Genomic DNA, 22,717 nt, shown 5'->3' with positions numbered 1-22,717 from the left:
TTATGGGGCAAAATGACTCATCTCGATTTTGAGCTTGGTGTCGCGGTGCTGAATTTGGATTTTGTCGGCAAAAATATTGTTTTCGCTGTGAAATCCTACAGAAACCTGTTCTTTCTTACGGCTTCCTTTCGATATGGAAATCAATTTGTTAGCAGAGTATGAAAGACGGTAATGGTTGCGTCCGTCAGTCGATTCGAAAGTTGTTACCCCATTTGAAACGCTTTGTTCAAGCTCGGAACTGGCAAATTTCTCGCGGAAAAGCAATCTGAAATCATCTCTCAACGTATTCACGACGATTTTCCGATCCAGATCATCGACGACATTGTTCTTTTTGAAACTGTTTTGCCCGACTTCGAAATCGATGAGCGTATTGCCGAAATCGGTGGTCAGAACGACGCGATGAATCGAATCATTGATTTTTTTTGCGATCAGGATGCCGTTGAGTTCGTGCCCGTAAACCGTGATTTTGGTGCGATAAGTGTAATCGGTTTCAGGATTCGAAAAGTACGGATTGGTCACCGTCTCGAATTCCGTTTTCGCATTCGGTTTAGGTTTCGACGCACATCCGAAAACCAGCAAAAAACTAGTTACTAAAAGCGGAATCGTCAACTTTCGCATTGAGGATCTTGTTTTTGAAGACGATTTTGGTATAATCGGTTTCGGATTCGAGAAGTCGCACCTGTTCGACCGTACCTTCTTTTTTGTCGAAACTCAATTCGACTTGCTTGATGTATTTTCTCATCGCGGCATCTTTCGGAATAAAGCGTGCGATGTTGAAATCCTTCGATTTGAAATACGAGATCGCAAATTCCTTGTCGTCGAACATCTGTCCCGACACGCTGCCTACGATCAATTTGTTGATTTTGGAAAACGTCTTGTTCGATTTGGCGTCCATCTGGCTTTTCTTGCCTTCGTCGTTTATGAGGATTTTGCCGTTTTTGAAAACGATCGAATAATTGTACGGCTTTTTGTATTGCCACGCGAGCGAATTCGGTTCTTTGAACGCCATTTTACCCGAAGTCTCGACGTCTTTCGCGAGAAAATCCATGTGCTTGTACTGCACGAAATCGGTCGTCATCGTCTTGATTTTGGCCGATGCGGCGTTCACGTCTTTCTTGAATTCGGCAATCTCGCCCGAAGACATCGCGTCCTGCGCCAGAGCCGAAAACCCAATAAAAAACAGCAATAAAAAATAATTAATCTTCTTCATAAGCTTTCAATCCGAGTAAAATATCGACCGGAACGATTGTAAAATTTTTGTCGCGCAAAGTTAACAATAAGCGTTCCAAAACGTTCACCGTAACTTGCGAAGTGTCGTGCATCAGTATGATTGCACCAGGTTTCAATTGTTTGACGATTCGGTTATAAATCGCGTTTTCATTTCTGCTCACGCCGTCCATAGAGCGGATGTTCCAGCCGATGACGTGATGTTTCGTGACTTTGAGCGCGTTTGCGATCGACGGATTCGTGACTCCGTAAGGCGGCCGGAAAAGTTTGACGATTTTGCCGGTATTCCTTTTGATCGCGCCGTCGGTCTGGACCAGTTCCGAAATGACTTCGGCCGTATTTTTCCAATCGAAATCCTTTCCGTGAAAATAACTGTGATTGCCTACGATGTGGCCTTTTTCAATCGTCTGACGTAAAATTTCAGGATGGGAATCGATGTTTTTTCCGATGCAGAAAAACGCGGCTTTTGCATCGAATTTCTCTAGCAATTCCAAGACTTTCGGCGTGAATTCGCTCGGGCCGTCGTCGAACGTGATCGCGATTTTGTTTTGTTTTTCCGATGGATTCGAGCAATATGCCTTTACATGGTAATTGCTTCCGATCCAGGCCGAACCGACAAAAACGATTGTCATCCAAACCACAACCGACAACCCCAAAAACCACCAGCTTACAGAAGCAAAAAGGCTCAAAAGAGCCAGTGTGATTGCGGTTGTGATAAATGTGATATTGACGATCCTATGCTTCATCAAATAGAAATTAACGTGAAACTATGGTCGATGCCGCGGTATTGGTTGTACAACAAAATCTTGTGGTACGACGGTTTTTCGACCTCGTTGACTTTTAATTGCTGCGGAATTTCCTGGTTCTTCAAAACGTTTGAGCCAACATATAAACCGAAAGCCGAAGCAGTGTTGTATTCGCCCGAAACGTGTTTGTAGTAAACCTGAGGCGTGAACGCGAACTCGCGCGCCAGTTCTTTGTAATATTCGTCGAATTCAACGTCTCCGTCAAAACCTAAAACCACGGCGTCGATATCGTGTTGCGTTAGGTTATTCGCTTTAAGGAACTCGATCGCTTTGTGCCCGACTTTGGAAAGTTCGAGTTTGTTGATCGTTTCGATGTCAACCAATTCGGCATAAGTCGATTCGGTTTTTGTATCCGACAACATGAAAAAAGTCGCGCCTTCACTGAAAACTGTCGCTTTGGTATGTGAACCCAAAATCTTGTGCGGCCCTGACTCGTCGGGTTTGATGAAACCCGCGAGCTTGAAAAGTGACTTCGTGTATTCGGTCATTTCGTCGATTCCGCCGACCAAAACGTTGGAAACTTCATCGGCGTCGAACTGCAATTTCGCGTCGACCAAAGCCGATTCGAACGAAACCGCTCCGTTCACATACGTGAAATTGTACGCTTTGCAACCGAGATTGATCGCAATTGTAGAAGCGACCGTGTTGTGCGTCGATTGGATAAACGAAGTCGGCGTCAGGAATTGCTCGTTGTTGTCGATGATTGCCTTGAGGAATTTATCCGAGTCTTCGATGCAACCCATTCCCGTTCCCGTGATGATCGCGTCGAGGTTCTCGATTCCGGCTTCTTTCATGGCCAAAGTCGAGGCTACGATACCGTTTTTGACGCCTTTCGCCATTCTTCTGGAAGCAATTGGCGAGAAATAATCTTTGTATTCGGGCTTGACGAGTTCAAGGAAATTCGTGTTCTCGTCAAGGGCGAATTCCGATGGAAAACCGTCTACCGTGGCTTGTGCCGAAACACATCCGATGCCGTTTATGTACGTTTTTGCCATGTTACTTTTTTTTAAGGACGCTCCTCGACTGCGCTCGGAGCGGCTCCGAGCGCAGTCGAGGAGCCAACCCAATCGAACAAATTAATTTTTAGAAAATATCACTGTCGAACAATTGCCACCGAATCCGAACGAATTCGACAACACATAATCGATGTTTTTGTACTTGATTTCAGTTTGCGGCACAAGGTCGAATTCAGCCATTTTCGTCTTGAAATTCAAGTTCGGATAAACAACCCCGTTCTGGATCGCCAAAACGCTGTAAACCGCCTCGATCGCAGCCGCAGCGGCCAAAGTATGTCCCGTAAACGCTTTCGTAGACGAAAAATAAGGAACGTTTTTGCCTTCGTAAATCCTTGCCACCGCACGACCTTCACTCAAATCGTTGTTCGGCGTCGCCGTGCCGTGCATGTTAATGTAATCGATCTGCGTCGGATCCAAATCGGCAACTTTGAACGCTTTCTGCATCGCCAAAAACGCGCCTTCCCCATTTTCGGACGAAGCGGTTTGGTGATACGCGTCGTTCGCATTGGCGTAACCCGAAACGCGGGCAAGTACTTTTTTGCCTTCTCTTTCAACGATTTCGTCCGATTCCAAAACCAGGAAAGCCGCAGCTTCACCGAGATTCAGGCCCTTTCTGTCGTTGTCGAAAGGCGTGTTGTACGAATCGGTCAAGATCATCAAAGTCTTGAAACCGTTGATCGTGAATTTGGCGAGTCCGTCCGTTCCGCCAACGATGACGCGGTCGAGTTTTCCGGCTTTGATCATTCGCGCGCCAAGCATGATCGCGTTGGCCGCAGACGAACAAGCCGTCGAAATCGTCGTCACGAATCCTTCGAGGCCGATGACTTCAGAGATTTTTTGGGAAACGTCGCCTCCGTCGTGAGAAGCGATGAATTTCACGGTTTCGGGATTCTCGAAATACTCGTAATAGTGCTTTTCGGTCGTGTCCATTCCGCCAACCGACGTGGAGTTGATCAGTCCGGTTTTGTATTCATTTATATCTCGAATACCGGCATCTTCAACCGCTTGTTTCGCGGCAAAAGCACCAAGCAGCGCCGTTCTCGTGAAGTTATTGTCAGCAGGCAAACCCAATTCGGCAATCAAATCCTCATTCGATTTCTTGATCTCGCCGAACATAATTTCATCCTTGTGGATTGTGGGAATATTGTCGGTTTTCGAAATTCCCTTTTCGGAATTTATAAGCGAACGGAAGTTCTCCTCGACATCGTTTCCAATAGCCGAAATGATTCCCATTCCTGTAATCGCAACTCCTTTGTTCATGATAAAAAGATGCGCTGAGCTTTAGATAATAGACACGCTGCGCTTTAGAGATAGACGCTGCTTACTTAGTACGATTGGCTTCCACATAAGCAGCCATCGTATCGATAGACTGGAAAATGTTCTTTCCTTCTTTCGGGTCGGTCAATTTGATGCCGTAATCTTTGTCGAGCAAAACGATCAATTCCAAAGCGTCAATCGAATCCAATCCCAAACCGTCGCCAAAAAGCGCGTCCGTGTTCGAAATGTCCGACGGTTGCACGTCTTCAAGGTTCAAAACCGCGATAATCTTCTCTTTCAATTCTTGTTTCAATGCTTCCATGTCAATTCGTGTAAAATAGTTCTATGTTTTGTTTTGTGTGTTCTGTTTTTCCTTCGTCGGAAACCAAATATAAAAAGGCTTTGTAATCTTCTTTGAAGAGTTCCGTCCAGCCGCAAAGCACGTTTTCGGCCTTGCCTGTTTCTATCAGATTTTCAGCGTATCCGATAAAAAAATCCGGATTAAACGCGCCAAATATAAAGAAACTATTCTCGGTTTTCAACTGATGGCGTATGCTTATTTCGCCAAGGCAGATGTTGGGCAACGTGTACACGAAAACCGCTGGGCTCGGGAAATAATTGTCTTTGTCTGCGATGGATTCCTGATAGGTCACGTCAGTATCTAAAGACGAAGATGAATTCGCGAACAAAAGCGCTGTTTCGGGTGAATCTTGATCTTTAAGAAGCAATTCCGAACCCAAAAACGCGAGTTTGCTCAGGTTGTCCATCTTGAAGAATTTCGGGTATTGGATACCGAAATGGCGCAAACCTTCCTTCAAAAAGTCAGAAACGTTGCTCGCGGACGATTCGAAAACGACGTTTCCATCGATCGAAATTTGTCCGTTTTCGATCGAAACGTATGATTTTATGTACAGTTTATTCTCCAATTTTCGATTTTAGTTTGATTCCTCGACTGCGCTCGGAATCCCATTCACTAATTACTCCCCAAAATTCCCTTCCTTTTCAAAAACCACAGCCGTATTGCAACCGCCGAATCCCGACGCCGTTTTCAAGAAATAGCGCAAAAATTTATCCTCGTTCTTTTCGATGACGCGTATGTTTTGGCTTACGCCGATTTCGTCGAATCCGGCCGAAGCGATCAATTTATTCTGTTGCAAAGCCTCGATCCCGATTACGGTTTCGAGCAATCCCGAGGCACCGAGCGTATGTCCGTAAAAGCCTTTCAAGCTGTGAAGCGGTTTGTTTTCGAGCCCGAGACGGTTGAATGCAATGGCCTCCATTTCGTCGTTGAACGGAGTCGCCGTGCCATGAGCCGAGATGTAATCGATTTTATCCGCGCCCAGATTCGCTTCCTTCAAAGCCGATTCGACGCTTAAAAACAGGCCTTCTCCGGTTCGCGACGGGCCAGAAATATGGTTGGCGTCGTTCATCGAGCCATCGCCCAAAATCCTCGCCTTGGCATTTCCCGTATCGGAAGTCACCAAAACGGCAGCTGTGGCTTCGCCCAACGTAACACCGGTGCGGTTTTTCGAATACGGCTTGCAAGGCGCGTCGCTCATGGCCTGGAACGAGTTGAATCCGGACAGGACGAATTCCGAAACCAAATCGCCCGCGACGACAAAAGCCTCGTCGTACACTTCGGATTGGATCAGGCGTTTTGCGACCGAAATCGCCAGAATGCCCGACACGCAAGCGTTCGAAACCACGATCGGCTGCGATTCGAATCCGAAGAAATCGGCTACGGTTTGCGCCAAATCATACAATTGCGCTTTTTCTATATTTTCGGATTCGAGCGCGGTGATGTTGCCTTTTGTCGTCGAAAGCAGGAATGCCGTGCGTTTACCGAGTTCCGATTTTGATTTTTTGACGATCGGGAACAACGCCAAAATCATCATTTTCTCGAGCTTGGTATATTTTTCGGAGGCGGTGATTTTCGCAAATTCCGCGTCCAATCGGTCTTCGTCTACAATGGCCGAAAAATACGGATTGGGCATCATTTCGTTTTCATGGCGTTCGATACCCGATTTTCCCGCAATCAGGTTTTCGAAGTTCTCCTCGACCGAAAACCCCAAAGGCGTCACGCAGTTCATGCCCGATATGAATACGTCCTTTCTCATGAAATCAAACCGGCTCTGCGTTTCCAATCTTCGTAAAACTTAGGATTCGTCAACTGGAGTTCGCCTTTTTTGTCGACGAAAACCTGGATGGTTTCTCCGGTACATGCCACGTCACCGTTCGGGTCGTATATGGTGTACCTGAAAACGATTTTGGCCGCCGGCGTGTCGAAGTATTCCGTTTTTATGCGAGCGACGTCTCCGTATCTGAGCGATAATTTGTGTTCGCACATCGATTTGACGATTGGCGTAGAAAAACCGCTTTCGGCCACATCGAGATATGAAACGCCGTGTTTGCGCCCGAAAGCCTCGCGCCCGTCTTCGAAATATTTGATGTAATGTCCATGCCAAACGATGCCGAGCGGGTCGCATTCATTGAACCGGATTCTTGTCTCGAATTCGGTTGTAAGTTCGGGGATAAGCTTAAACGCTTCTTTTCTTTTTGTCATACAGCAGAGCGATTGTTATCGTAACCACGAAAAATAGGAATAAAAGTGCGATTTCGGGGTAAATTTCCATGATGGAGGCATTGCGCAGGAAAACGTCGTAAAACGCGTCGAGACCCCAATTCATCGGCGAGCACATCGCCACGTATTGCATGAATTTGGGCATGGCGAAAACCGGCACCCAAACACCGCCAATCGCAGCGAGGATAATTACCGAGGTCGCGCCGAACGGGGCCGATTGTTCCTGTGTCTTGGCGATCGTCCCGACCAAAATCCCATATCCGGTCGCGGCCAATCCAGAGAAAAGCGCGACGACGGTAAGCATGAACAGGTTTGCGTCGACGTTCAGCGCCGGCAATCCCAAAAGTGGGAAAATCCAGATGCCCACGGCGATCATCATATAGAATTGGATCATGCAGATGATCAGGTACGTCAAGGTTTTTCCGCCGATCACGACCGCGCTCGAAACCGGATTCGTGCGCAAACGGATGAACGTTCCCTGATTCTTTTCCTTGACCATATTGATTGACAGCGGAATCACGATAAAAAACATCGCAAACAACGTCCACGCGGGCACGTTGTGTTGCACCGCGTTGGGCTTGATTTCCTTGTTTCCGACGGTCGGATTGATTTCCTTGAACGCGATGAAATTCTGGTTCTCGAACGGATCGGTTCCGGCCTCGTCGCCCAATTGTTCTTTGAAAGCCGCATAAATCGACTGGCTTTCGATTTTGGAAATCATCTTGTCGATGTTGTTCATCACGGCGTTCTTGAAACTCATCTGAACGGCCGGATCGAAGTACAACTTGACGTCTTTTTTTGTGATGATCCTTTCGGCGACTTTGGGCTTGAGCGAATCGGCAAGACCGAAACTCAACAATATTTTTTCTACGTTTTGATCGATTTTGGCCTGAAGGTCGGAACTCAGGTTCTCGGGAATGACGATCGCGAGCTGGTATTTCCCACTGAACACGGCATTTTTGGCCGACGTTTCAGTAATCGGTTTTCCGTCGATTTCGGTAACCAGATCGAACGCATGGCTATCTTTCATGTTCTCGAACACCGATTTGGCCACATCGCCCTTATCGTTATCGACAATCAAAATCGGAATTTGGGAATCGCCAGAGCGCTGATACGCCGCATTCTGAATCAAAGTCACAGCCAAAATCAGCACGAGCGGCATCGCGAACAGGATGACCACGCCACCGATGTCGCGTCTTAGCAACAGCAATTCCTTTTGTATGGACATGCGCAACTTATGCATCGCGCAGCGCTTTTCCGGTTAGCGAAAGGAACACGTCCTCGAGGTTTCTCGCATCGGGAGTCGATGCGATGAGTTCCGACGGCGTTCCCTGCGCGTAAATCACGCCTCTGTCGACGATTGCGATACGCGTACAGAAATCCTGGGCTTCGGTCATGTGATGCGACGTGTAGATGATCGTCGTGCCGCGCTTGTTGATTTCGGTAAGATATTCCATGATGACGTTTTTGGAATGCACGTCGACGCCGACGGTCGGTTCGTCCAAAAACAGCACTTTGGGTTCGTGCATGATACCCGCGATCAGGTTGATACGGCGTTTCATTCCGCCCGAATAGGTATCGATGCGCTTGCTTCCGAATTTCGTCAAGCCCAATCTTTCGAGGTTCTCAGCGATTTTCGTCTTGAGTTCTTTGCGCTTGAGCCCATACATGCTGCCGAAATACGTGAGGTTTTCCTCGGCCGATAAAGTCGGATACAAAGCATATTCCTGTGGCACGACACCAATGATTTTTTTGAGTTCTTTCTCGTCCGATTCGTATGTTTTGCCGTCGATCGCAAACGCTCCCGAAGTCGGTTCGAGAAGTCCGCACAACATCGAGATCAACGTGGTTTTTCCAGCACCGTTCGGGCCAAGTAAACCAAAAACCTCGCCTTTTGCGATTTGTAAAGACAGCGGTTTAACCGAATAATTTTCGGCTCCCTTATACTTTTTGGAGAGTTCGTGTATGTCTATGATAACGTCCAAATCAGGCGATGGCTTTTTTTAGTTTCTTGAAGAAAGCTTCTTCAAGGTCGGCAATTTTGAGCATTTCATCTGCCAATAAATTGTAAACATCCGATTTTGACGAACGATTTTTATAAACGCGCGACGCTTCTACGGCGAAATCACGCCATTTGTCACCGATTTTGGTCATCTCGTGCGACAGTTCGCGCAATTCGGGTTTACCCAAAATATCGGCCGATTCTTGTAGGAACGCGGCGAAAATATAACGGAAACCGCCTCCGCCCGTACCGATTTCTTCCTGCATGCGAACGATTTGCGCCAAGTAATGGTTCGCGACTTTCACACCGTATTTGGTCGGCCATTTGCGCACGAGCTTAGAAACCGTACGGATGCCTTTTACGCCGACGAACGGAACCGGAGCGAGCATGTCACGACAGGTTTCCTTTATGCCTTTTATGATCGCTTTCGGTAAATCGGCTTTATTCGGGATAGATGTCGGATAATACATCTGGCCTTTCGGGGCGAACGCACCTTTGGCGAAACGCACTTTTTCCAAGTCTTTGTGCGTAAGCGTCGTCACGTGTTCCATCACGGGATCGGACACGAGATAATCGGTTTCGGTCTTGCCGTATACCACGCAATTGTGCGCGTTGAAATGGAAACGGTATTCGTCCGGGAAATATGTGAGCCCGTAAACGCCTACCTGCAATCCGGTCGGGATGTTGTTCTTGAGGTTGTCGTCAAGCGCTTGTTGGGCCGCTTTCGGATTCGAAAACTTGACGCGTTTTACCGTAAAACCAAGTCGTTTCGCGGCTTTGTTGAAAATCGTGCCCGGCATCGGACGATACGAGATCGCAGGTGCGTGGTTGACTTTCAAAAATGGGATGTAAACGAAAAAAAGCCCCGATCCGATCCCGAAAATCATCGGTTCTGAAATTTCGAAACCGTTGTGTTTCAAAAGATTCGACGCGACTCCATTTTCGCAATGGGCCGATTGGTGATGTGTAAATCCTAATTCCATTAATCGGCTTTGAAATTTTTGAGTTGGTTGATGTCGATGTCGAACGCATCGGCGTATTTCTGAAGTATCTTATCGGACAATCCCGCGAAAACAGACGGCTTGAAATGACGTTTGACGCGCCATTGCCACATCCCGACATAACTTGCGAGAATGGTCAGATCCATTTTGGAAGCCTCCATAAAATAAACGATCGGACTCGATTTCCCGGCTTTGAAGTCGGCTTTCGCAAGTTCCATACGCTCGGAAATATCGTCCATCGCGTTAGAAAGCGCGATCGACTTCGGCTCCCAGCCTTTGCTCAAAGCGGTCGTGTAATTGCCTTGTTCATCGGTCGCATAAAGCAACTCGCGTACGTTGTTTTTGGAGAGATTTCCCTCGTCCTGAGGCACTTGATCTTTCTTCATAGTCGTCCGATTTTGGGATATTTCCCGAACGGCCAAAAGTACCGCTAAACGTTGGATTTTACAACAGTTGGCGTTTGCTGTTGTATGAAAAGGTTGATTTCGCCTTCTAGCAACTGGGTTGAATCGACGAAAGTTTGGCAATGCATCGTGCACAGGCTGTAATCGTCTGTGACGAAGTTAGACACGAGACGCGATTTGGTGATGATGACTTCGCCCGATTTTGGCAGCGAAAGCACTTTCAACGTCTTGATCGCACTGATGAAACCGATGACTTGGGCATCTGGCCTGTCGTTCAGGTTCTCGTCTACGAAATAGTCTTTGGCGACGATCGCCGAACATGTTTGGGCGGCGTTTTCGACGAGTCCGGCTTCGGTGAAAAAACCGCTGGCGTCGACGAAAATATTATCGGCAGTAATTTCAAAAACCGTTTCGACCACCTCATCGTTCAAGTGCGTAATCGTGTCGACCATGAGGAATGGCGCGCGATGCGGAAGATATTTGGTGATGTCGATGTTCGTGCTCATTATTTGGCAAGTACGGTTTTCATTTGGCCTTTGGCGATTTCGGATCCGTTTACGAATGACGTGATTTCTACCATCGTGATGTCGCCGAATTCCTGTATGATGTTTACCGAAGTTCTGATTTCATCACCGGTTTTAGGCAATTGGGAAATCTGCAGCGAACTCACCGATCCTATGTAACCCGTAGGAGCCGGTTCTTGTTTCAAAAAGAATTTGTATCCGGTGTGAAGCGCTACGGATTGCGCCATGTGTTCGATCAATCCCGATTCGCGGAACGTTCCTTCGATCGTGAAAATATTGTCGTCCGATACCAAAAGTCCGGATTCGACCTGGCTTTCGGTAAATGAAAACAGCTTGTCTACCATCACGAAAGGAAACTTTTGCGGAATCAGTTGCCCGACGGCTTCTTTTTCGGCCAAGACTTCCATTATACGACGGTTAAGTATGCGTAAGCGAATGAGAATCGGCCGCTTTCGGGAACCGACAACAGGATTTTCTGGCCTTTTTGCAGCTTTCCGGAATTCATCAATTCCTCGAGCGCCAAATAGATTGATGCCGATCCGACATTTCCGACGCGTTGCAGGTTCATGAACCACTTGTCGTCTGAAGGACAAATTCCTTTTTCGGCGAAAACGGTCTTAAGTCCGGCCACGAAATAATGCGATGACACGTGGGGCAGGAAATAATCGAGGTCGTCTACCGTGATGTTGTGCTTTTTGAGCGTATCGCCCATACTTTCGGCACCTTTCTCAAGGATGTATTTATCGAGAAGTTTTACATCTTGTTTGATCGAGAATACCGATTCCTTGCCCCAATCGGCCGGATCGTATTCGCTCCAAGGCTTGATCGACCCGTCTTCCTGCTTGTCGCCACCGGCATACATACAGGCTTCGAGCTCGTGGGCGTAAGAATACGCGTCCATCCATTCGATGCGAAGCGAAAGATCGCCTTTTGGCTGGTTTTCGAGAAGGAAAGCGCCCGCTCCGTCGGAAAGCATCCAACGCAAAAAGTCTTTCTTGAACGCGATGATCGGCTGCTCTTCGAGGCTTTTGAGGTTGGTGACTTCTTGTTCGTATTTGTCGGAAACCATCCAGGTGGAAACTTTTTCAGAACCCGTACAGACCGCGTTCTTCGTATTTCCCGATTTCACCGAAAGATAACCGTATTTCAAGGAGTTCATGCCTGCGCAGCAAACTCCTGTAGAAGAATTCAATTCTACCGATTGGTTTTTCAAAAGTCCGTGGACCATAGCCGCATGCGACGGCAAAAAGTTATCCGGAGTCGATGTGCCACAAGACAAAAGTTCCATGTCTTTGGCCGAAAACGTGGCGTCGTACAGCGATTCCACCGCGTTTTTGGTCATCTGCGCATTGTTGTGCGTGCTTTTTCCGTGCTTGTCCAAAGCGTAATAGCGCGTGGTGATCTTGTTGTTTCTCAAAATCAGCCTGCGCGCCTTTGATGCCGTCTCATTGATCATCCCCAAATAGCTTTCCATATCGTCGTTCTGGATCGCTTCGTTCGGCAAAAACTTACCGGCTTTGGTAATATATACTTCAAACATATTTATAGTCTCGACTCTCTAAATCCCTTGATAATAAAGGGTTTCTCTCTTGATTTTATTGATTTTCAGCGGGTACGTTAAAAGGTGCAAGATATATACAATAGGTGATATAACCCAAATCGCGAGGAATAAATAAACATAAAATACTTTAAGCCAAGTTTTCCTGCCCGATTTTCGCGATTTGATAAATTTCGACCACTTATTAAAGATTTTGTTGCCCGTTCGATCGACCAAAACCAGATACGAACTGATGCGCACGGCCTCGTTTTTGACGAGTTCGGGCTGCAAATTTTGGAGCGAATCTTCTTGTATATGCTGCTTTATGATGTGTCCGAATTTGGTCGAATCGGCAATGTCTTCATCGGAAACGCCCGGCAACGGAAGGATGCCCCATTTTTTGGTCTTTTTGCCCGACATCATCCATTCGACTATCGTCAGGACGCTGATCAGGTTTCCGACGCGGTCTACCAAGGCGATGTTTCCTTTAAGGTCGGCTCCGGCTTCTTTTAAAAGCACTTTGACTTTTTCCTGCGCCATGACCCACATGTTGCGCGAACCGGAAATCGTTACCACAGGTTTTCCTTTCAGGATCTGTTTCCCTTCGTCGCTTTTGAGAAACGAATTGACCGGAATCGAAGGCGACAGATACCAAACCTGATAATGAAGCAAAATCAGGTCGTAATTTTTATGCAGGATTTCAGACGGGACAGACTCGAGCGCTATCGGTTCCTGAACGAAAGACTCGGGAAACACACCAAAGAAACTGTCGCTATCCCACGGGAACGGAAACGGCGTAACCGGTTTTATCTCATGGAAATCGACATGGAAACCGCCATTGTCCAAAAAAGGTTTGGAAATGTTTCGGGCAATGTCCTTAAGCTGTCCGGATTGGGTGTAATAAACGACCAGAACGTTCTTCATTCCTGTTGGTTTTTCGGGCGCAAATGTAAGCGAAAAATTGGAAATTTTGCCGAAGCCGACGTTATTACAAACAACGACAAGACTTTAGCTTTCAGAATTTTCTGATTTATCCCAAAAGTTAAAATAATTGAACCACTGCAATGGATATTTCCTCACGAAACTTTCCACGTTGGCAGTATATTCCTTGAGCAACGCTTTTTCATCGCGGTGCTTGACTTCGGCGCGACGCGTGTACAAATGGTAATGCAATTTCGGCTCTTTCATCACGTACACGAAAGCGACGGGAACTTTGAGTCGCGAGGCAATCAAAAACGGACCGGACGGGAAATTCGCGGCTTCGCCCAAAAATTCCTCGGTAAGCACTTTGTTGCCCGGAAAATATCGGTCGCCCGTAAAACAAACGAGCTCGTTTCTGGCCAATGCCGCATTGATCTCGAAAATATGCGACATATCGTCCTTGATGATGATGAACTTACGGCTCGCTTTCGAGGTAACGCTTTCGAGATAGTCGCGGATGGCCGAATGCTCCAGATCGGTCGTGACGATGTTGATGTGGAAGTCGAGGTCGATGTCTGCGAAAAAATGTTCGGCAATCTCGAAATTCCCGACGTGGGCCGAAATCAGAACGCCTCCTTTTTTCTCGGCGAGCAATTCCTCGAGGATGTGGCGTCCGTCGAACTCATAGGTGAAACTCTGGCGCAAACCTGCCGAGATCGCGACCTTGTCGATGATCGTCTGTCCGAAAGTATAATAGCTTTTGAAAAGCGAACGCCTCGTTTTGGAACGCGAATAGCCAAGCCTGTCGTGAAAATAATACGACATGGCGCGGTTGCTCCTTTTTTGTGTCAGGAAATAATAACCCGCGACGAAATTTAAGATGAAATAGGCCGCACGGACACCGGCTTTCTTGATCAGGAAAACGAAAATCCTATAACCAAGAACCGTCCCTTTGGACTTGCCTTCCCATTGGGCCATTTTAAGCGTGTTTCGCTTGCAGTTTTTGATCTATAAGGTCGTAGAACGTCTGGAACGTCGTAATACCCGAGAAATCGGACTCAATGAGCTTTACACCAAAGTGCGATTCGATTGAAACTACCAAGTCTACATAATCCAGGCTGTCAAGACCAAGCGTATCTTTCAAGATGGCCTCTGGTTGGATATCCTCTACATCTACTTCGAATTCATCAGACATGAACGCGTTGATCTTCTCAATAATCTCTTCTTTATTCATTTTATTTGGCATACTTTTTCACGACCAAGGCCGAATTAGTTCCTCCGAATCCGAAAGAATTCGACAAAAATATATTAATTTCTTTATCCAACGTGGTTCGCGCAATATTTAATTTGGCCGAATCCTCGTCTGGGTTTTCAAGGTTGATATTGGGTGCGACGAACGAATTGTTCATCATCAGGATCGAATAGATGACCTCACTCGCTCCGGCCATCCAGCATTCGTGTCCCGTCATCGATTTGGTCGAGCTCACGGGCGGTCCGTCTGGCCCGAACACTTCGAAAATCGCTTTGGCTTCGTTGGCATCGCCTACTGGCGTTGAAGTGGCGTGGGCGTTGATGTAATCGACTTCCGATGCATCGACTCCGGCTTCTTTGAGCGCTTTTTTCATCGCGATCGAAGGTCCGTCTACGTTTGGCGTGGAAATGTGTCCGCCGTTTGACGAGAATCCGTAACCGATGACTTCGGCGACGATATTTGCCCCTCTTGCGATAGCCGATTCATAGCTTTCGAGAATCAACGTCGCACCGCCTCCGCTTGGAACCAATCCGTCGCGTCCTGAATCGAACGGTCGTGATGCTTTGGGAGGATTTTCCTCGCGCGGAGAGAACACACCCAATCCGTCGAACGAACTCATCGCGTATTTGTTGATTTCTTGTGCGCCACCGCAAATGATGACGTCCTGCATGCCGCTTTTGATCAGGTAATATCCGAGACCGATGGCGTGCGAACCACTCGCGCAAGCTGCGCTGATTGTCATGTTCACGCCTTTGAGCTGGAAAATCGTGGCAAGGTTCATCGTCACGGTAGAGTTCATCGATTTGAAAATCGCTCCCGAACCGATCAAGGCCGTGTCTTTCTTTTCGCGCACGATGTCCGTCGCGTCTATGATCGCTTTTGAAACACTGTCGTTTCCGTACAAAATCCCTACTTCGCGATCGTGGAAAAACTGCTCGCCTATATTCGCATTTTTCAAGGCTTCGATCGTTGCCATGTAAGCGTATTCAGTTTCTTCGCCTACGCTGATGCGCTGCCTACGGTTCAAGAGTTCTTTGAGCTCCGGCTTGGGCACATGTCCGGTAAGGGCCGAACGGAATCCGAATTCTTTTCTTTCTTCGTCGAAATGGATGCCCGATTTGCCTTTGTAAAGCGAATCCCTGACCTCGTCCAAAGACGTGCCTATGCAGCTCCAGATACCCATTCCGGTAATTACAACTCTCCTTTCCATTATCTCTTCTTCAGCGTAATTTTATGAATAGATGCCTCCATTTATGTTGATGATTTCTCCTGTGATGTAACCGGCTTTTTTCGAGGCGAGGAATCCGACAAGATCGGCCACTTCCTCGACTTCACCGAAACGGTTGGCAGGAATCATTTTGATGAGTTCTTTTTCGTCGAGTTCGGCCGTCATGTCTGAACGTACGAATCCCGGAGCGACCGCATTCACGGTAATGTTGCGTTTGGCGACTTCCTGGGCCAAAGCTTTCGTAGCCCCGACGAGAGCGCCTTTCGCAGCCGAATAATTGGTCTGGCCGGCCGTTCCTTTCACGCCCGAAACCGACACCATGTTCACGATGCGTCCGTATTTGTTGCGCAACATTTTCTGGATGAAGAAATTCGTCACGTTGTAGAATCCGTTCAAACTGGTGTTGATGACCTTACTCCAATCTTCGTGCGACATCCACATGAACAATCCGTCGCGTGTGATGCCCGCATTGTTGACGATGACTTCTACGACCGCGTCCGGATTGGCTTCCTGCCATTTCTCGAGTACCGATTTCGTATCGTCGTTATCGGAAACGTCGAACTTGAGGATTTCTCCCGTGCGACCCAATTTTTGCACCTCGGCCAAAGTTTCCTCGGCAGCCGATTGGTTCGCCTGGTAGTTGATCAATATGTGATATTCAGAATCGGAGGCAAGCCTTAAGCAGATCGCTCTTCCGATACCGCGGGAACCGCCTGTGACCAAAGCACACTTCATTCCTTATTTTTGTTTTTGTTTGTATTAATTGCTGAACAGCTCGACGTTCTCGAACCATTGGTTTCCTAAAACTGAACCGTCAGGCTTGATGAAACCCCATTTTTTTTCGTTCTTGACTCGGGCAACACCTCCTGAAAACCCGGTCTGGTCTTCTTTGATCGAAGAAATCATGCCTATCAGGCCGCCGATCGGCAAACCGTATTGCGTAGGAATGACCACTTTTCCCGATTCGTTGATGAAACCCCAGTTTTCTTCTTTTACCGGAGCGAATCCTTCCGAGAAAACTTCGGCGTCCTTGTATTTCGCATCCACGACAAACGCGCCTTTGGCATTGATGTAACCCCAGGCTTTCCCCACGTTTACAGGCGCAAGTCCTTTAGAAAAAGCGCGTGCTTTGTCGAATTTCGGCTCGATCACCCATTTTCCGGTGCGGTCGATGAATCCGACCTTATCGCCTTTTTTCGCATAAGTCAAATCGTTGCCGTCGCGGAAATCCCAAATTTTTTGGGCGCCTTCGAGAGCCGTGAATTTTCCGTTGACGATCAGTCCGAAATTATCGCCGTTTTTAGCCCAAGCCACGCCTTTGCTGTAATCGCCTATGTCATCGTAAGTCGGATCGATGATCACTTTGCCGGTTTTGTCGATGATTCCCCAACGGTCGTTGTTCTTCACGCGTGCGTAATTCCCGACGAATTCTTTGATGATTTGGTATTTCGGCTCGACGACGGTTTTCATTTGCGCGTTCATGAAACCGACCTTGTCTCCTGTTTTGATCATCGCGATCCCGTCGACAAAGTCGAAAACCTTGTCGGAAGTCGCACCTTTTACCGTTTCCCCTTTTTTGTTGATATAAGACTCATCTCCTTTTTTATCGGCTTTCACGACGGCGTAACCGCTGTTGAAATCTGCAGCACCGGCAAAAGTCGGCTGGATTGCCCAGTTTCCTTTTTTGTCGATGTAACCCCATTTGCCGTTTTCCTCGGCGACGGCCAATCCGTCCGAAAAGCTCTTGGCTTTTTTGAATTTGGGCTGGATGGCGAAATTCCCCGATTTGTCAATGTATCCGAAAAGCCCATCTTTCCGTACCAAGGCCAAATCCTGAGCGTTTGCGAAACTGATCGCCAGTACCAATAAAAAATATAGTTTTCTCATATCCAGTAATTTAATGGTTACTAGCTAAAATACTAATTATTTATCAAATGATCCTTGACCTTCTGGACGTACGGATACATCGCCTGATCTTCGCTAAAAGTAGGAATTATGTTACGGATATCGTCGTAAATCGTACGCGTTACCGATGAAATCTTGTCTTTCTGATCCAAAATATCGATGGCCTGGACGATGGATATCGCCTGGATCGCCAATACTTCGAAAGCGTTCTCGATCACTTTGGCCGTAATGACCGCGGCGTTCGTCCCCATGCTCACGATATCCTGGTTGTCGTTGTTGTTCGGGATCGAATGTACGTACATCGGGTTCGACAACGTCTGGCTTTCGGCAGTCGTGGAAACCGCGGTAAACTGCGTGCCTTGCATACCGAAATTGAATCCGAGTTTGCCCATGTTGACGAACGGCGGCAAAATTTCGTTGATTTTCGCGTTCATCAAATAATTGAGCTGGCGTTCGGCAAGCATCGTCAGTTTGGTGATGACGATTTTTAGCTTGTCCATTTCCAGGGAAATATAGTCCCCGTGGAAGTTTCCGCCATGCCAAACGTGTTTGTTCGCTACGTCTATGATCGGGTTGTCGTTGGCCGAATTGATTTCCTTTTCGAGAATCGCCGCGACCGAATCGATGGTTTCCTGAACCGGCCCGAGAATCTGCGGAACACAACGCAACGAATAATATTCCTGAACTTTTTCCTTGAAGACCGTTTCGGTATTTTCTCCCGAATACAAATGGTCTTCGCGTTTGCGCACCAATTTGCTGTCGGCGAGGTTGGCGCGCATTTTCTCGGCGATTTCCTGTTGGCCTTTGTGAAGTTTGGTGTTGTTGAGCTCGGCCGACAAATGATCGTCGTAAGCCTGCACGATTTCGTTGATCGCACAAGACAGCTTCACGGCCCAATCGAGTATTTTTTTCGAGGCATGGATGTTGACCACGCCGATTCCGGTCATGACCGAAGTGCCATTCATCAAAGCCAATCCCTCACGGATTTCTACATTGATCGGTTTCAAACCTTCAATCTCGAAAACTTCCTTGGTCGATCTGCGCTCGCCTTTGTAGAACACTTCGCCTTCACCGATAAGCACCAACGCCAAATGCGCCAATTGCACCAAATCGCCAGACGCACCGACGCCTCCGTGTTCGAAGATCAATGGCGTGATGTCGCGGTTGATGAGTTCTTTCATCAAATGGATAACCGAAGGATGCACACCCGAATTCCCTAACGACAACGTATTGAGACGCGCCAGGATAGCGGCCTTTACGAAAGTCGGGTTCATCGGTTTGCCGGTTCCTGAAGAATGGCTTCGGATAAGATTGTATTGAAGTTGGATGCGGTCTTCGTCGTTGATGCGGTATTGCGCCATCGGCCCAAACCCTGTATTGACGCCATAAATGACCTTATTTTCAGAGAACTCCTTTAAAAAATCAAAACTGGCATTCACCCTTTGCAGCACTTCCTCACTTATCGCCACTTTGTTGTTGTTGAATACTACGGCTTCAAATTCCTCAAGGCTTAGATATTCATGTATCGTATTCATTTACACTTGATTTTAGAGAGCGTATAAACCCTAAAGTTTATTTTTTTATTATATTGAATTGTCTTTATTTTGAGGCCACAAATGTAATATAAATTAAGAATATTTTAAGAACGAAAAACACTTATTCTGATGTTAAAGGAAGTTGTCGATGTGTTGGTGATTGGTGCTGGTCCTTCGGGATGTGTTTCGGCGAGTCATCTGCACAATAATGGAGTGAAGGTGAAAATGGTCGAAAAACAGAAATTTCCGCGTTTGGTAGTTGGTGAAAGCCTTATCCCGCGTGTGATGGACCATTTTGACGAGGCTGGTTTGTTCCAGTCGTTGGATGCGATGAACTTCGAAAAGAAATTGGGCGCGCGCTTCATCCGCGGCAACGAGATCTGCGTATTCGACTTCAGCGACAAATACGGTCAAGGCTGGGATTGGACGTGGCAGGTTCCGCGTGGTGATTTCGACAATACCATGGCCAAGGAATGTATCAATAAAGGCATCGACCTTGAGTTCGAATCGGAAGTGATCTCGGTGGAATTCGAAGGCAGGAATTCCAAAACCGTCGTCAAGGACAAAGACGGCAACCTTAAGGAAATCCACGCCAAATTCATCATCGATTCGAGCGGTTACGGACGCGTTTTGCCGCGTTTGCTCGATTTGGACACGCCTTCGCACCTCGATCCGCACTCGTCTATTTTCGTGCACGTCGACGACATCAACCGTCCCGAAGGCGAAGAAGGCACGATGATTTCGTTCGACATTTTGGAAACCGAAGTTTGGCTTTGGGTAATCCCGTTCTCGAACGGCAAAACGTCTTTGGGCGTGGTCGGACCGACGACTTTCATCAATTCCTTATCGGAAAACAAGGACAACCGCGAGGCATTGCAGAACGCGATCAATTTGTCCGATTATTATATCAAGCGTTTTAAAGGCGTCGAATTCTCGTTCGATCCTGTAAAGCTCGAAAACTACAGCCGTTCGGTAAAACGTATGTATGGAGACGGTTTCGCGCTCACCGGAAACAGTTCGGAATTCCTCGACCCGGTATTCTCGTCGGGTGTGTGTTTCGCCACAGAATCGGGAATATTGGCCGCCAAATTATATTTGAAAGAACAAAACGGCGAGAACGTAGATTGGGAAACCGAATTTACGGGCTACATGCGCCGCGGAATCGGGGTTTTCACGACTTACGTGAAAGAATGGTATACGGGTAACCTGCAAACGTTATTCTTCCACCAACCCGAAAATCCGGACGTGAAAAAGAAAATCTGCGCGGTTTTGGCGGGTTACGTTTGGGATGAGACCAATCCGTTCGTGAAAAAACACGACAACGTGATCAAGAACATGGCGTATATGATCAACCAGGAAAAAGAAATGGCCGCGAACAAATCGTAAGCGACCATTTTCATATAAATTAAGGCGTTCCGTTTCGGGCGCCTTTTTTATTTAAGCTTTTCGGTTACTTGAACCGCTTGACCTGCATCACGAGATTCTTCGCGAGCTTTTCATAAGCACCCGAAATCCTATCGCCGAAATCATTGTAATTTTTGTTCGCGAGACCAATCGATTTGTCGAACTCCAGTGAAAGCAACACTTTAGACGGATTCGCGGTTTCGAAAACCGTCAGGATTGCGCTCACTTTGGCTTCTTCTCCGCCCATTCCGATGCCGTAACCCGGATACAACCAAGTGGTTTTTACGTTGAGCGTGTATTTTGCCGACGGATTCTTTCCCATCTTGACTTCTGCGTTCTCGAACCGACCGTTGAAGTAATCGATAAAACGCGGCTCGTATTTGCTTTCGCGGAAAGCGTACCAGTTTTCGGCAAAAGCCTCGGCTTTTTCGGGGCTCTTTTGTCGCTTTTCGACTTTTTCCTTGAGGAACGCTTCTTCGGAATCGTACCCGTGGATTTTCATGCCGTCGTACGAAAACGTGACGTTGTACTCGTTGATATTGCCCAAAACCTCAAGACTTCCGGAAAGCACCTCATATCGTTGCGCAGAAACCGAACCTATGGCAAACAGCAGTAGCAACCATTTTATCATTCTCATTGTCTTATCCTTTTGATTTTTTGCGGATGTCATTGCCGAATGCCTTACCCAGTTTGGCATACGCTTCAGAAATGCGATATCCCGAATTATAATCGAAACCCATTGCGCCTTTGCCCGGCACTTTCTCGTAATTAACCGAAAGCAGTAAATTGTCGGGATTAGAGGTCTCGAAAACCGAAACGGTAACGTTAATTGCCGATGTACTCCTGACTACGCCGGCGTTGAACCCAGGATGAATCCACGTGGTCTTGACTTTAATGGTATACTTGGCATCGGAACGGCCTTCGGCTACCGTAACTTCGCTACCTTCAAATCTTTTGTTGAACGATTCTACGAATTTGGGTTCATATCGGTTTTCACGATCGGCGAACCAACCATCGCGAAATTCCTGCGCATTTTCATCGCTACGTTTTTCCATACGGTCTTTGAGGAAGCCTTCTTCAGAAGATTTGTCTACCATAAGACCTTTGTAGTCGAACACGAGGTTGAATTCCTTGATGTCTTTAAGGTTCTTGTAATCGCCAGCTATGACGGTTCGTTTTTGTGCGCTCGCATACATACAAAGCAACGTAAAGCTTGCGATTGCGAAGGCTGTCATTTTTTTAAAGTTCATAATTATTGGTTTGGTTTAAGCAAACATAATTTTTTTTCTGACGTGCCGAAATAAAAAAGCCCGGCTTTGTGCCGGGCTTCTGTATTCAATATAAGTCTTATTTATAAGCTTTCTTGAGCAAAAGTTTAGCGAACGACTTTCCGGTTTTCGCAAATCCTTCTCCGATGCGCGATTCGTTGCTGAAGTTGTTGCCCCATTGGTCGCCGGGTGCATTTTCGCTGGTCACTTCGGCCAACACTTTCGATTTGTTAGAAGACTCAACGACTTTCAAAGTAGTGGTCACTTTTGCAGGCTGCTTCATCATGTAAACGTCCCAACCCGGGAAAATCCAGTCAACGTCTACGATAAGCGTGTATTTTGCAGAAGAAAGACCTTCCTGGAACGTTGCGTTCTTGTCTTCTTTCGTAAGCACGGTATTGATCAATTCGAGGAATTTCGGCTTCCAGATTCCTTCTGGAGCGGCTTCCCATTTCTTTTTCCAGATATCGCCGTTTCCTTTGGCTTTTCCGTTTAGTTCGGCCTGACGGTCGGCAACGTACTCGGCTTCGCTTTTGTTCTCCTTCATTAGCTTCACGTTGCTGAAGTTGAACTCGACATTTACTTCCTTCTCATTTTTTAGAACAGCAAGATCCCCGCTTTTAAGCTCCATTTTCTGGGCCGAAGCGAAAGCGGTAATAAAGAATACCGCCGCAAGTAATGATTTTTTCATTGTTTTGGTTTTAAAATTTGGCTAAATATATTATAAATAGGCTTACCTGCCGATTTGACGTAAAAAATTTAACCCAAACAACCCGCAAATTTCGTTCTTACTTTAAGGGTTCACCTTGCCAGTCAAGCTATTTGCGCTATATTTGCCGATTGATTCCA

General features: G+C 47.1%; 27 protein-coding genes. 1 reads left to right on the top strand and 26 read right to left on the bottom strand.

The features are described 5' to 3' along the window. The 23 genes from lolB2 to flxA all read right to left on the bottom strand — a co-directional run bounded on the left by lolB2 (nucleotide 1) and on the right by flxA (nucleotide 19,196). Nucleotides 1-618, bottom strand: a complete 618-nt coding sequence (lolB2, locus tag HZF10_RS10815; RefSeq protein WP_176006224.1) for a flexirubin biosynthesis protein LolB2 — start codon at nucleotides 616-618, stop codon at nucleotides 1-3. Continuing rightward, on the bottom strand, nucleotides 584-1,210 hold the full coding sequence (gene lolA2 / locus HZF10_RS10810; protein ID WP_176006223.1) for a flexirubin biosynthesis/transport protein LolA2: 627 nt from the start codon (nucleotides 1,208-1,210) through the stop codon (nucleotides 584-586). The genes lolB2 and lolA2 overlap by 35 nt, the downstream gene beginning before the upstream one ends. Beyond that, nucleotides 1,197-1,973 carry a polysaccharide deacetylase family protein gene (locus tag HZF10_RS10805; protein ID WP_246282563.1) on the bottom strand — a complete coding sequence of 259 codons (777 nt, stop codon included), beginning with the start codon at nucleotides 1,971-1,973 and terminating at the stop codon, nucleotides 1,197-1,199. The genes lolA2 and HZF10_RS10805 overlap by 14 nt, the downstream gene beginning before the upstream one ends. Then, nucleotides 1,973-3,028 (bottom strand): beta-ketoacyl synthase N-terminal-like domain-containing protein, encoded by a 1,056-nt coding sequence (locus HZF10_RS10800; RefSeq protein WP_176006221.1) that lies wholly within the window; start codon nucleotides 3,026-3,028, stop codon nucleotides 1,973-1,975. The genes HZF10_RS10805 and HZF10_RS10800 overlap by 1 nt, the downstream gene beginning before the upstream one ends. A gap of 81 nt (nucleotides 3,029-3,109) precedes the next feature. Further along, complete coding sequence (locus tag HZF10_RS10795) at nucleotides 3,110-4,309, bottom strand: beta-ketoacyl-[acyl-carrier-protein] synthase family protein (protein WP_176006220.1); 1,200 nt, start codon at nucleotides 4,307-4,309, stop codon at nucleotides 3,110-3,112. A gap of 61 nt (nucleotides 4,310-4,370) precedes the next feature. After that, on the bottom strand, nucleotides 4,371-4,628 hold the full coding sequence (locus tag HZF10_RS10790) for a phosphopantetheine-binding protein (protein ID WP_176006219.1): 258 nt from the start codon (nucleotides 4,626-4,628) through the stop codon (nucleotides 4,371-4,373). A 1-nt stretch (nucleotide 4,629) separates the two neighbouring features. Then, on the bottom strand, nucleotides 4,630-5,232 hold the full coding sequence (locus tag HZF10_RS10785) for a 3-oxoacyl-ACP synthase (protein WP_176006218.1): 603 nt from the start codon (nucleotides 5,230-5,232) through the stop codon (nucleotides 4,630-4,632). A 51-nt stretch (nucleotides 5,233-5,283) separates the two neighbouring features. Then, nucleotides 5,284-6,423, bottom strand: coding sequence for a beta-ketoacyl synthase N-terminal-like domain-containing protein (locus tag HZF10_RS10780; RefSeq protein ID WP_176006217.1), 1,140 nt, complete (start codon nucleotides 6,421-6,423; stop codon nucleotides 5,284-5,286). Further along, nucleotides 6,420-6,869 carry an acyl-CoA thioesterase gene (locus HZF10_RS10775; protein WP_176006216.1) on the bottom strand — a complete coding sequence of 150 codons (450 nt, stop codon included), beginning with the start codon at nucleotides 6,867-6,869 and terminating at the stop codon, nucleotides 6,420-6,422. The genes HZF10_RS10780 and HZF10_RS10775 overlap by 4 nt, the downstream gene beginning before the upstream one ends. Then, nucleotides 6,844-8,130, bottom strand: a complete 1,287-nt coding sequence (locus tag HZF10_RS10770; protein ID WP_176006215.1) for an ABC transporter permease — start codon at nucleotides 8,128-8,130, stop codon at nucleotides 6,844-6,846. Before HZF10_RS10770 ends, HZF10_RS10775 begins: the two co-directional genes overlap by 26 nt. Continuing rightward, the gene (locus HZF10_RS10765; protein ID WP_217703375.1) at nucleotides 8,123-8,872 is read right to left on the bottom strand and encodes an ABC transporter ATP-binding protein; all 750 of its coding nucleotides are present in this window, start codon (nucleotides 8,870-8,872) and stop codon (nucleotides 8,123-8,125) included. Before HZF10_RS10765 ends, HZF10_RS10770 begins: the two co-directional genes overlap by 8 nt. A gap of 1 nt (nucleotide 8,873) precedes the next feature. After that, entirely contained in the window at nucleotides 8,874-9,872 is a 999-nt protein-coding gene (gene darH, locus HZF10_RS10760) for a BtrH-related acyltransferase DarH (protein ID WP_176006214.1), read from the bottom strand. Continuing rightward, nucleotides 9,872-10,276, bottom strand: coding sequence for a flexirubin biosynthesis protein DarG (gene DarG, locus HZF10_RS10755; RefSeq protein WP_176006213.1), 405 nt, complete (start codon nucleotides 10,274-10,276; stop codon nucleotides 9,872-9,874). Before DarG ends, darH begins: the two co-directional genes overlap by 1 nt. Before the next feature lie 44 nt (nucleotides 10,277-10,320). Beyond that, nucleotides 10,321-10,800: a hotdog family protein gene (locus HZF10_RS10750; RefSeq protein ID WP_176006212.1), complete on the bottom strand. Its 480-nt coding sequence runs from the start codon at nucleotides 10,798-10,800 to the stop codon at nucleotides 10,321-10,323. After that, nucleotides 10,800-11,225, bottom strand: a complete 426-nt coding sequence (locus HZF10_RS10745; protein ID WP_176006211.1) for a hotdog family protein — start codon at nucleotides 11,223-11,225, stop codon at nucleotides 10,800-10,802. Before HZF10_RS10745 ends, HZF10_RS10750 begins: the two co-directional genes overlap by 1 nt. Further along, nucleotides 11,225-12,358, bottom strand: coding sequence for a dialkylresorcinol biosynthesis protein DarB (darB, locus tag HZF10_RS10740; RefSeq protein WP_176006210.1), 1,134 nt, complete (start codon nucleotides 12,356-12,358; stop codon nucleotides 11,225-11,227). Before darB ends, HZF10_RS10745 begins: the two co-directional genes overlap by 1 nt. Nucleotides 12,359-12,376: 18 nt before the next feature. Next, nucleotides 12,377-13,279 carry an NADPH-dependent FMN reductase family protein gene (locus tag HZF10_RS10735; RefSeq protein WP_176006209.1) on the bottom strand — a complete coding sequence of 301 codons (903 nt, stop codon included), beginning with the start codon at nucleotides 13,277-13,279 and terminating at the stop codon, nucleotides 12,377-12,379. Between the two features lie 84 nt (nucleotides 13,280-13,363). Further along, nucleotides 13,364-14,254, bottom strand: a complete 891-nt coding sequence (locus HZF10_RS10730; RefSeq protein WP_176006208.1) for a lysophospholipid acyltransferase family protein — start codon at nucleotides 14,252-14,254, stop codon at nucleotides 13,364-13,366. A 1-nt stretch (nucleotide 14,255) separates the two neighbouring features. Next, a complete protein-coding gene (locus HZF10_RS10725) occupies nucleotides 14,256-14,510 on the bottom strand; it encodes an acyl carrier protein (RefSeq protein ID WP_176006207.1) in 255 nt (84 codons plus the stop codon). 1 nt (nucleotide 14,511) lies between these two features. Further along, nucleotides 14,512-15,738 (bottom strand): beta-ketoacyl-[acyl-carrier-protein] synthase family protein, encoded by a 1,227-nt coding sequence (locus tag HZF10_RS10720; protein WP_176006206.1) that lies wholly within the window; start codon nucleotides 15,736-15,738, stop codon nucleotides 14,512-14,514. A gap of 21 nt (nucleotides 15,739-15,759) precedes the next feature. Continuing rightward, the gene (gene flxB, locus HZF10_RS10715) at nucleotides 15,760-16,491 is read right to left on the bottom strand and encodes a flexirubin biosynthesis SDR family reductase FlxB (RefSeq protein WP_176006205.1); all 732 of its coding nucleotides are present in this window, start codon (nucleotides 16,489-16,491) and stop codon (nucleotides 15,760-15,762) included. Between the two features lie 24 nt (nucleotides 16,492-16,515). Further along, entirely contained in the window at nucleotides 16,516-17,643 is a 1,128-nt protein-coding gene (locus tag HZF10_RS10710; RefSeq protein WP_176006204.1) for a WG repeat-containing protein, read from the bottom strand. A gap of 32 nt (nucleotides 17,644-17,675) precedes the next feature. Continuing rightward, nucleotides 17,676-19,196 carry a flexirubin biosynthesis tyrosine ammonia-lyase FlxA gene (gene flxA, locus HZF10_RS10705; protein ID WP_176006203.1) on the bottom strand — a complete coding sequence of 507 codons (1,521 nt, stop codon included), beginning with the start codon at nucleotides 19,194-19,196 and terminating at the stop codon, nucleotides 17,676-17,678. A gap of 129 nt (nucleotides 19,197-19,325) precedes the next feature. Here flxA and HZF10_RS10700 point away from each other — a divergent pair, with 129 nt between their 5' ends. Further along, nucleotides 19,326-20,582: an NAD(P)/FAD-dependent oxidoreductase gene (locus HZF10_RS10700; RefSeq protein WP_176006202.1), complete on the top strand. Its 1,257-nt coding sequence runs from the start codon at nucleotides 19,326-19,328 to the stop codon at nucleotides 20,580-20,582. 64 nt (nucleotides 20,583-20,646) lie between these two features. Here the strand turns inward: HZF10_RS10700 and HZF10_RS10695 are convergent, their stop codons facing one another. From HZF10_RS10695 to HZF10_RS10685, 3 genes are all read right to left on the bottom strand, one after another. Further along, nucleotides 20,647-21,237, bottom strand: a complete 591-nt coding sequence (locus HZF10_RS10695; protein WP_176006201.1) for a hypothetical protein — start codon at nucleotides 21,235-21,237, stop codon at nucleotides 20,647-20,649. A gap of 4 nt (nucleotides 21,238-21,241) precedes the next feature. After that, nucleotides 21,242-21,850 carry a hypothetical protein gene (locus HZF10_RS10690; RefSeq protein ID WP_246282561.1) on the bottom strand — a complete coding sequence of 203 codons (609 nt, stop codon included), beginning with the start codon at nucleotides 21,848-21,850 and terminating at the stop codon, nucleotides 21,242-21,244. A gap of 97 nt (nucleotides 21,851-21,947) precedes the next feature. Then, a complete protein-coding gene (locus tag HZF10_RS10685) occupies nucleotides 21,948-22,559 on the bottom strand; it encodes a hypothetical protein (protein ID WP_176006200.1) in 612 nt (203 codons plus the stop codon). Between the last annotated feature and the right edge of the window lie 158 nt (nucleotides 22,560-22,717).

Source organism: Flavobacterium agri (assembly GCF_013401995.1).
GTDB classification, from domain to species: domain Bacteria; phylum Bacteroidota; class Bacteroidia; order Flavobacteriales; family Flavobacteriaceae; genus Flavobacterium; species Flavobacterium agri.
This window is presented reverse-complemented; position numbering and strand designations above follow the sequence as displayed.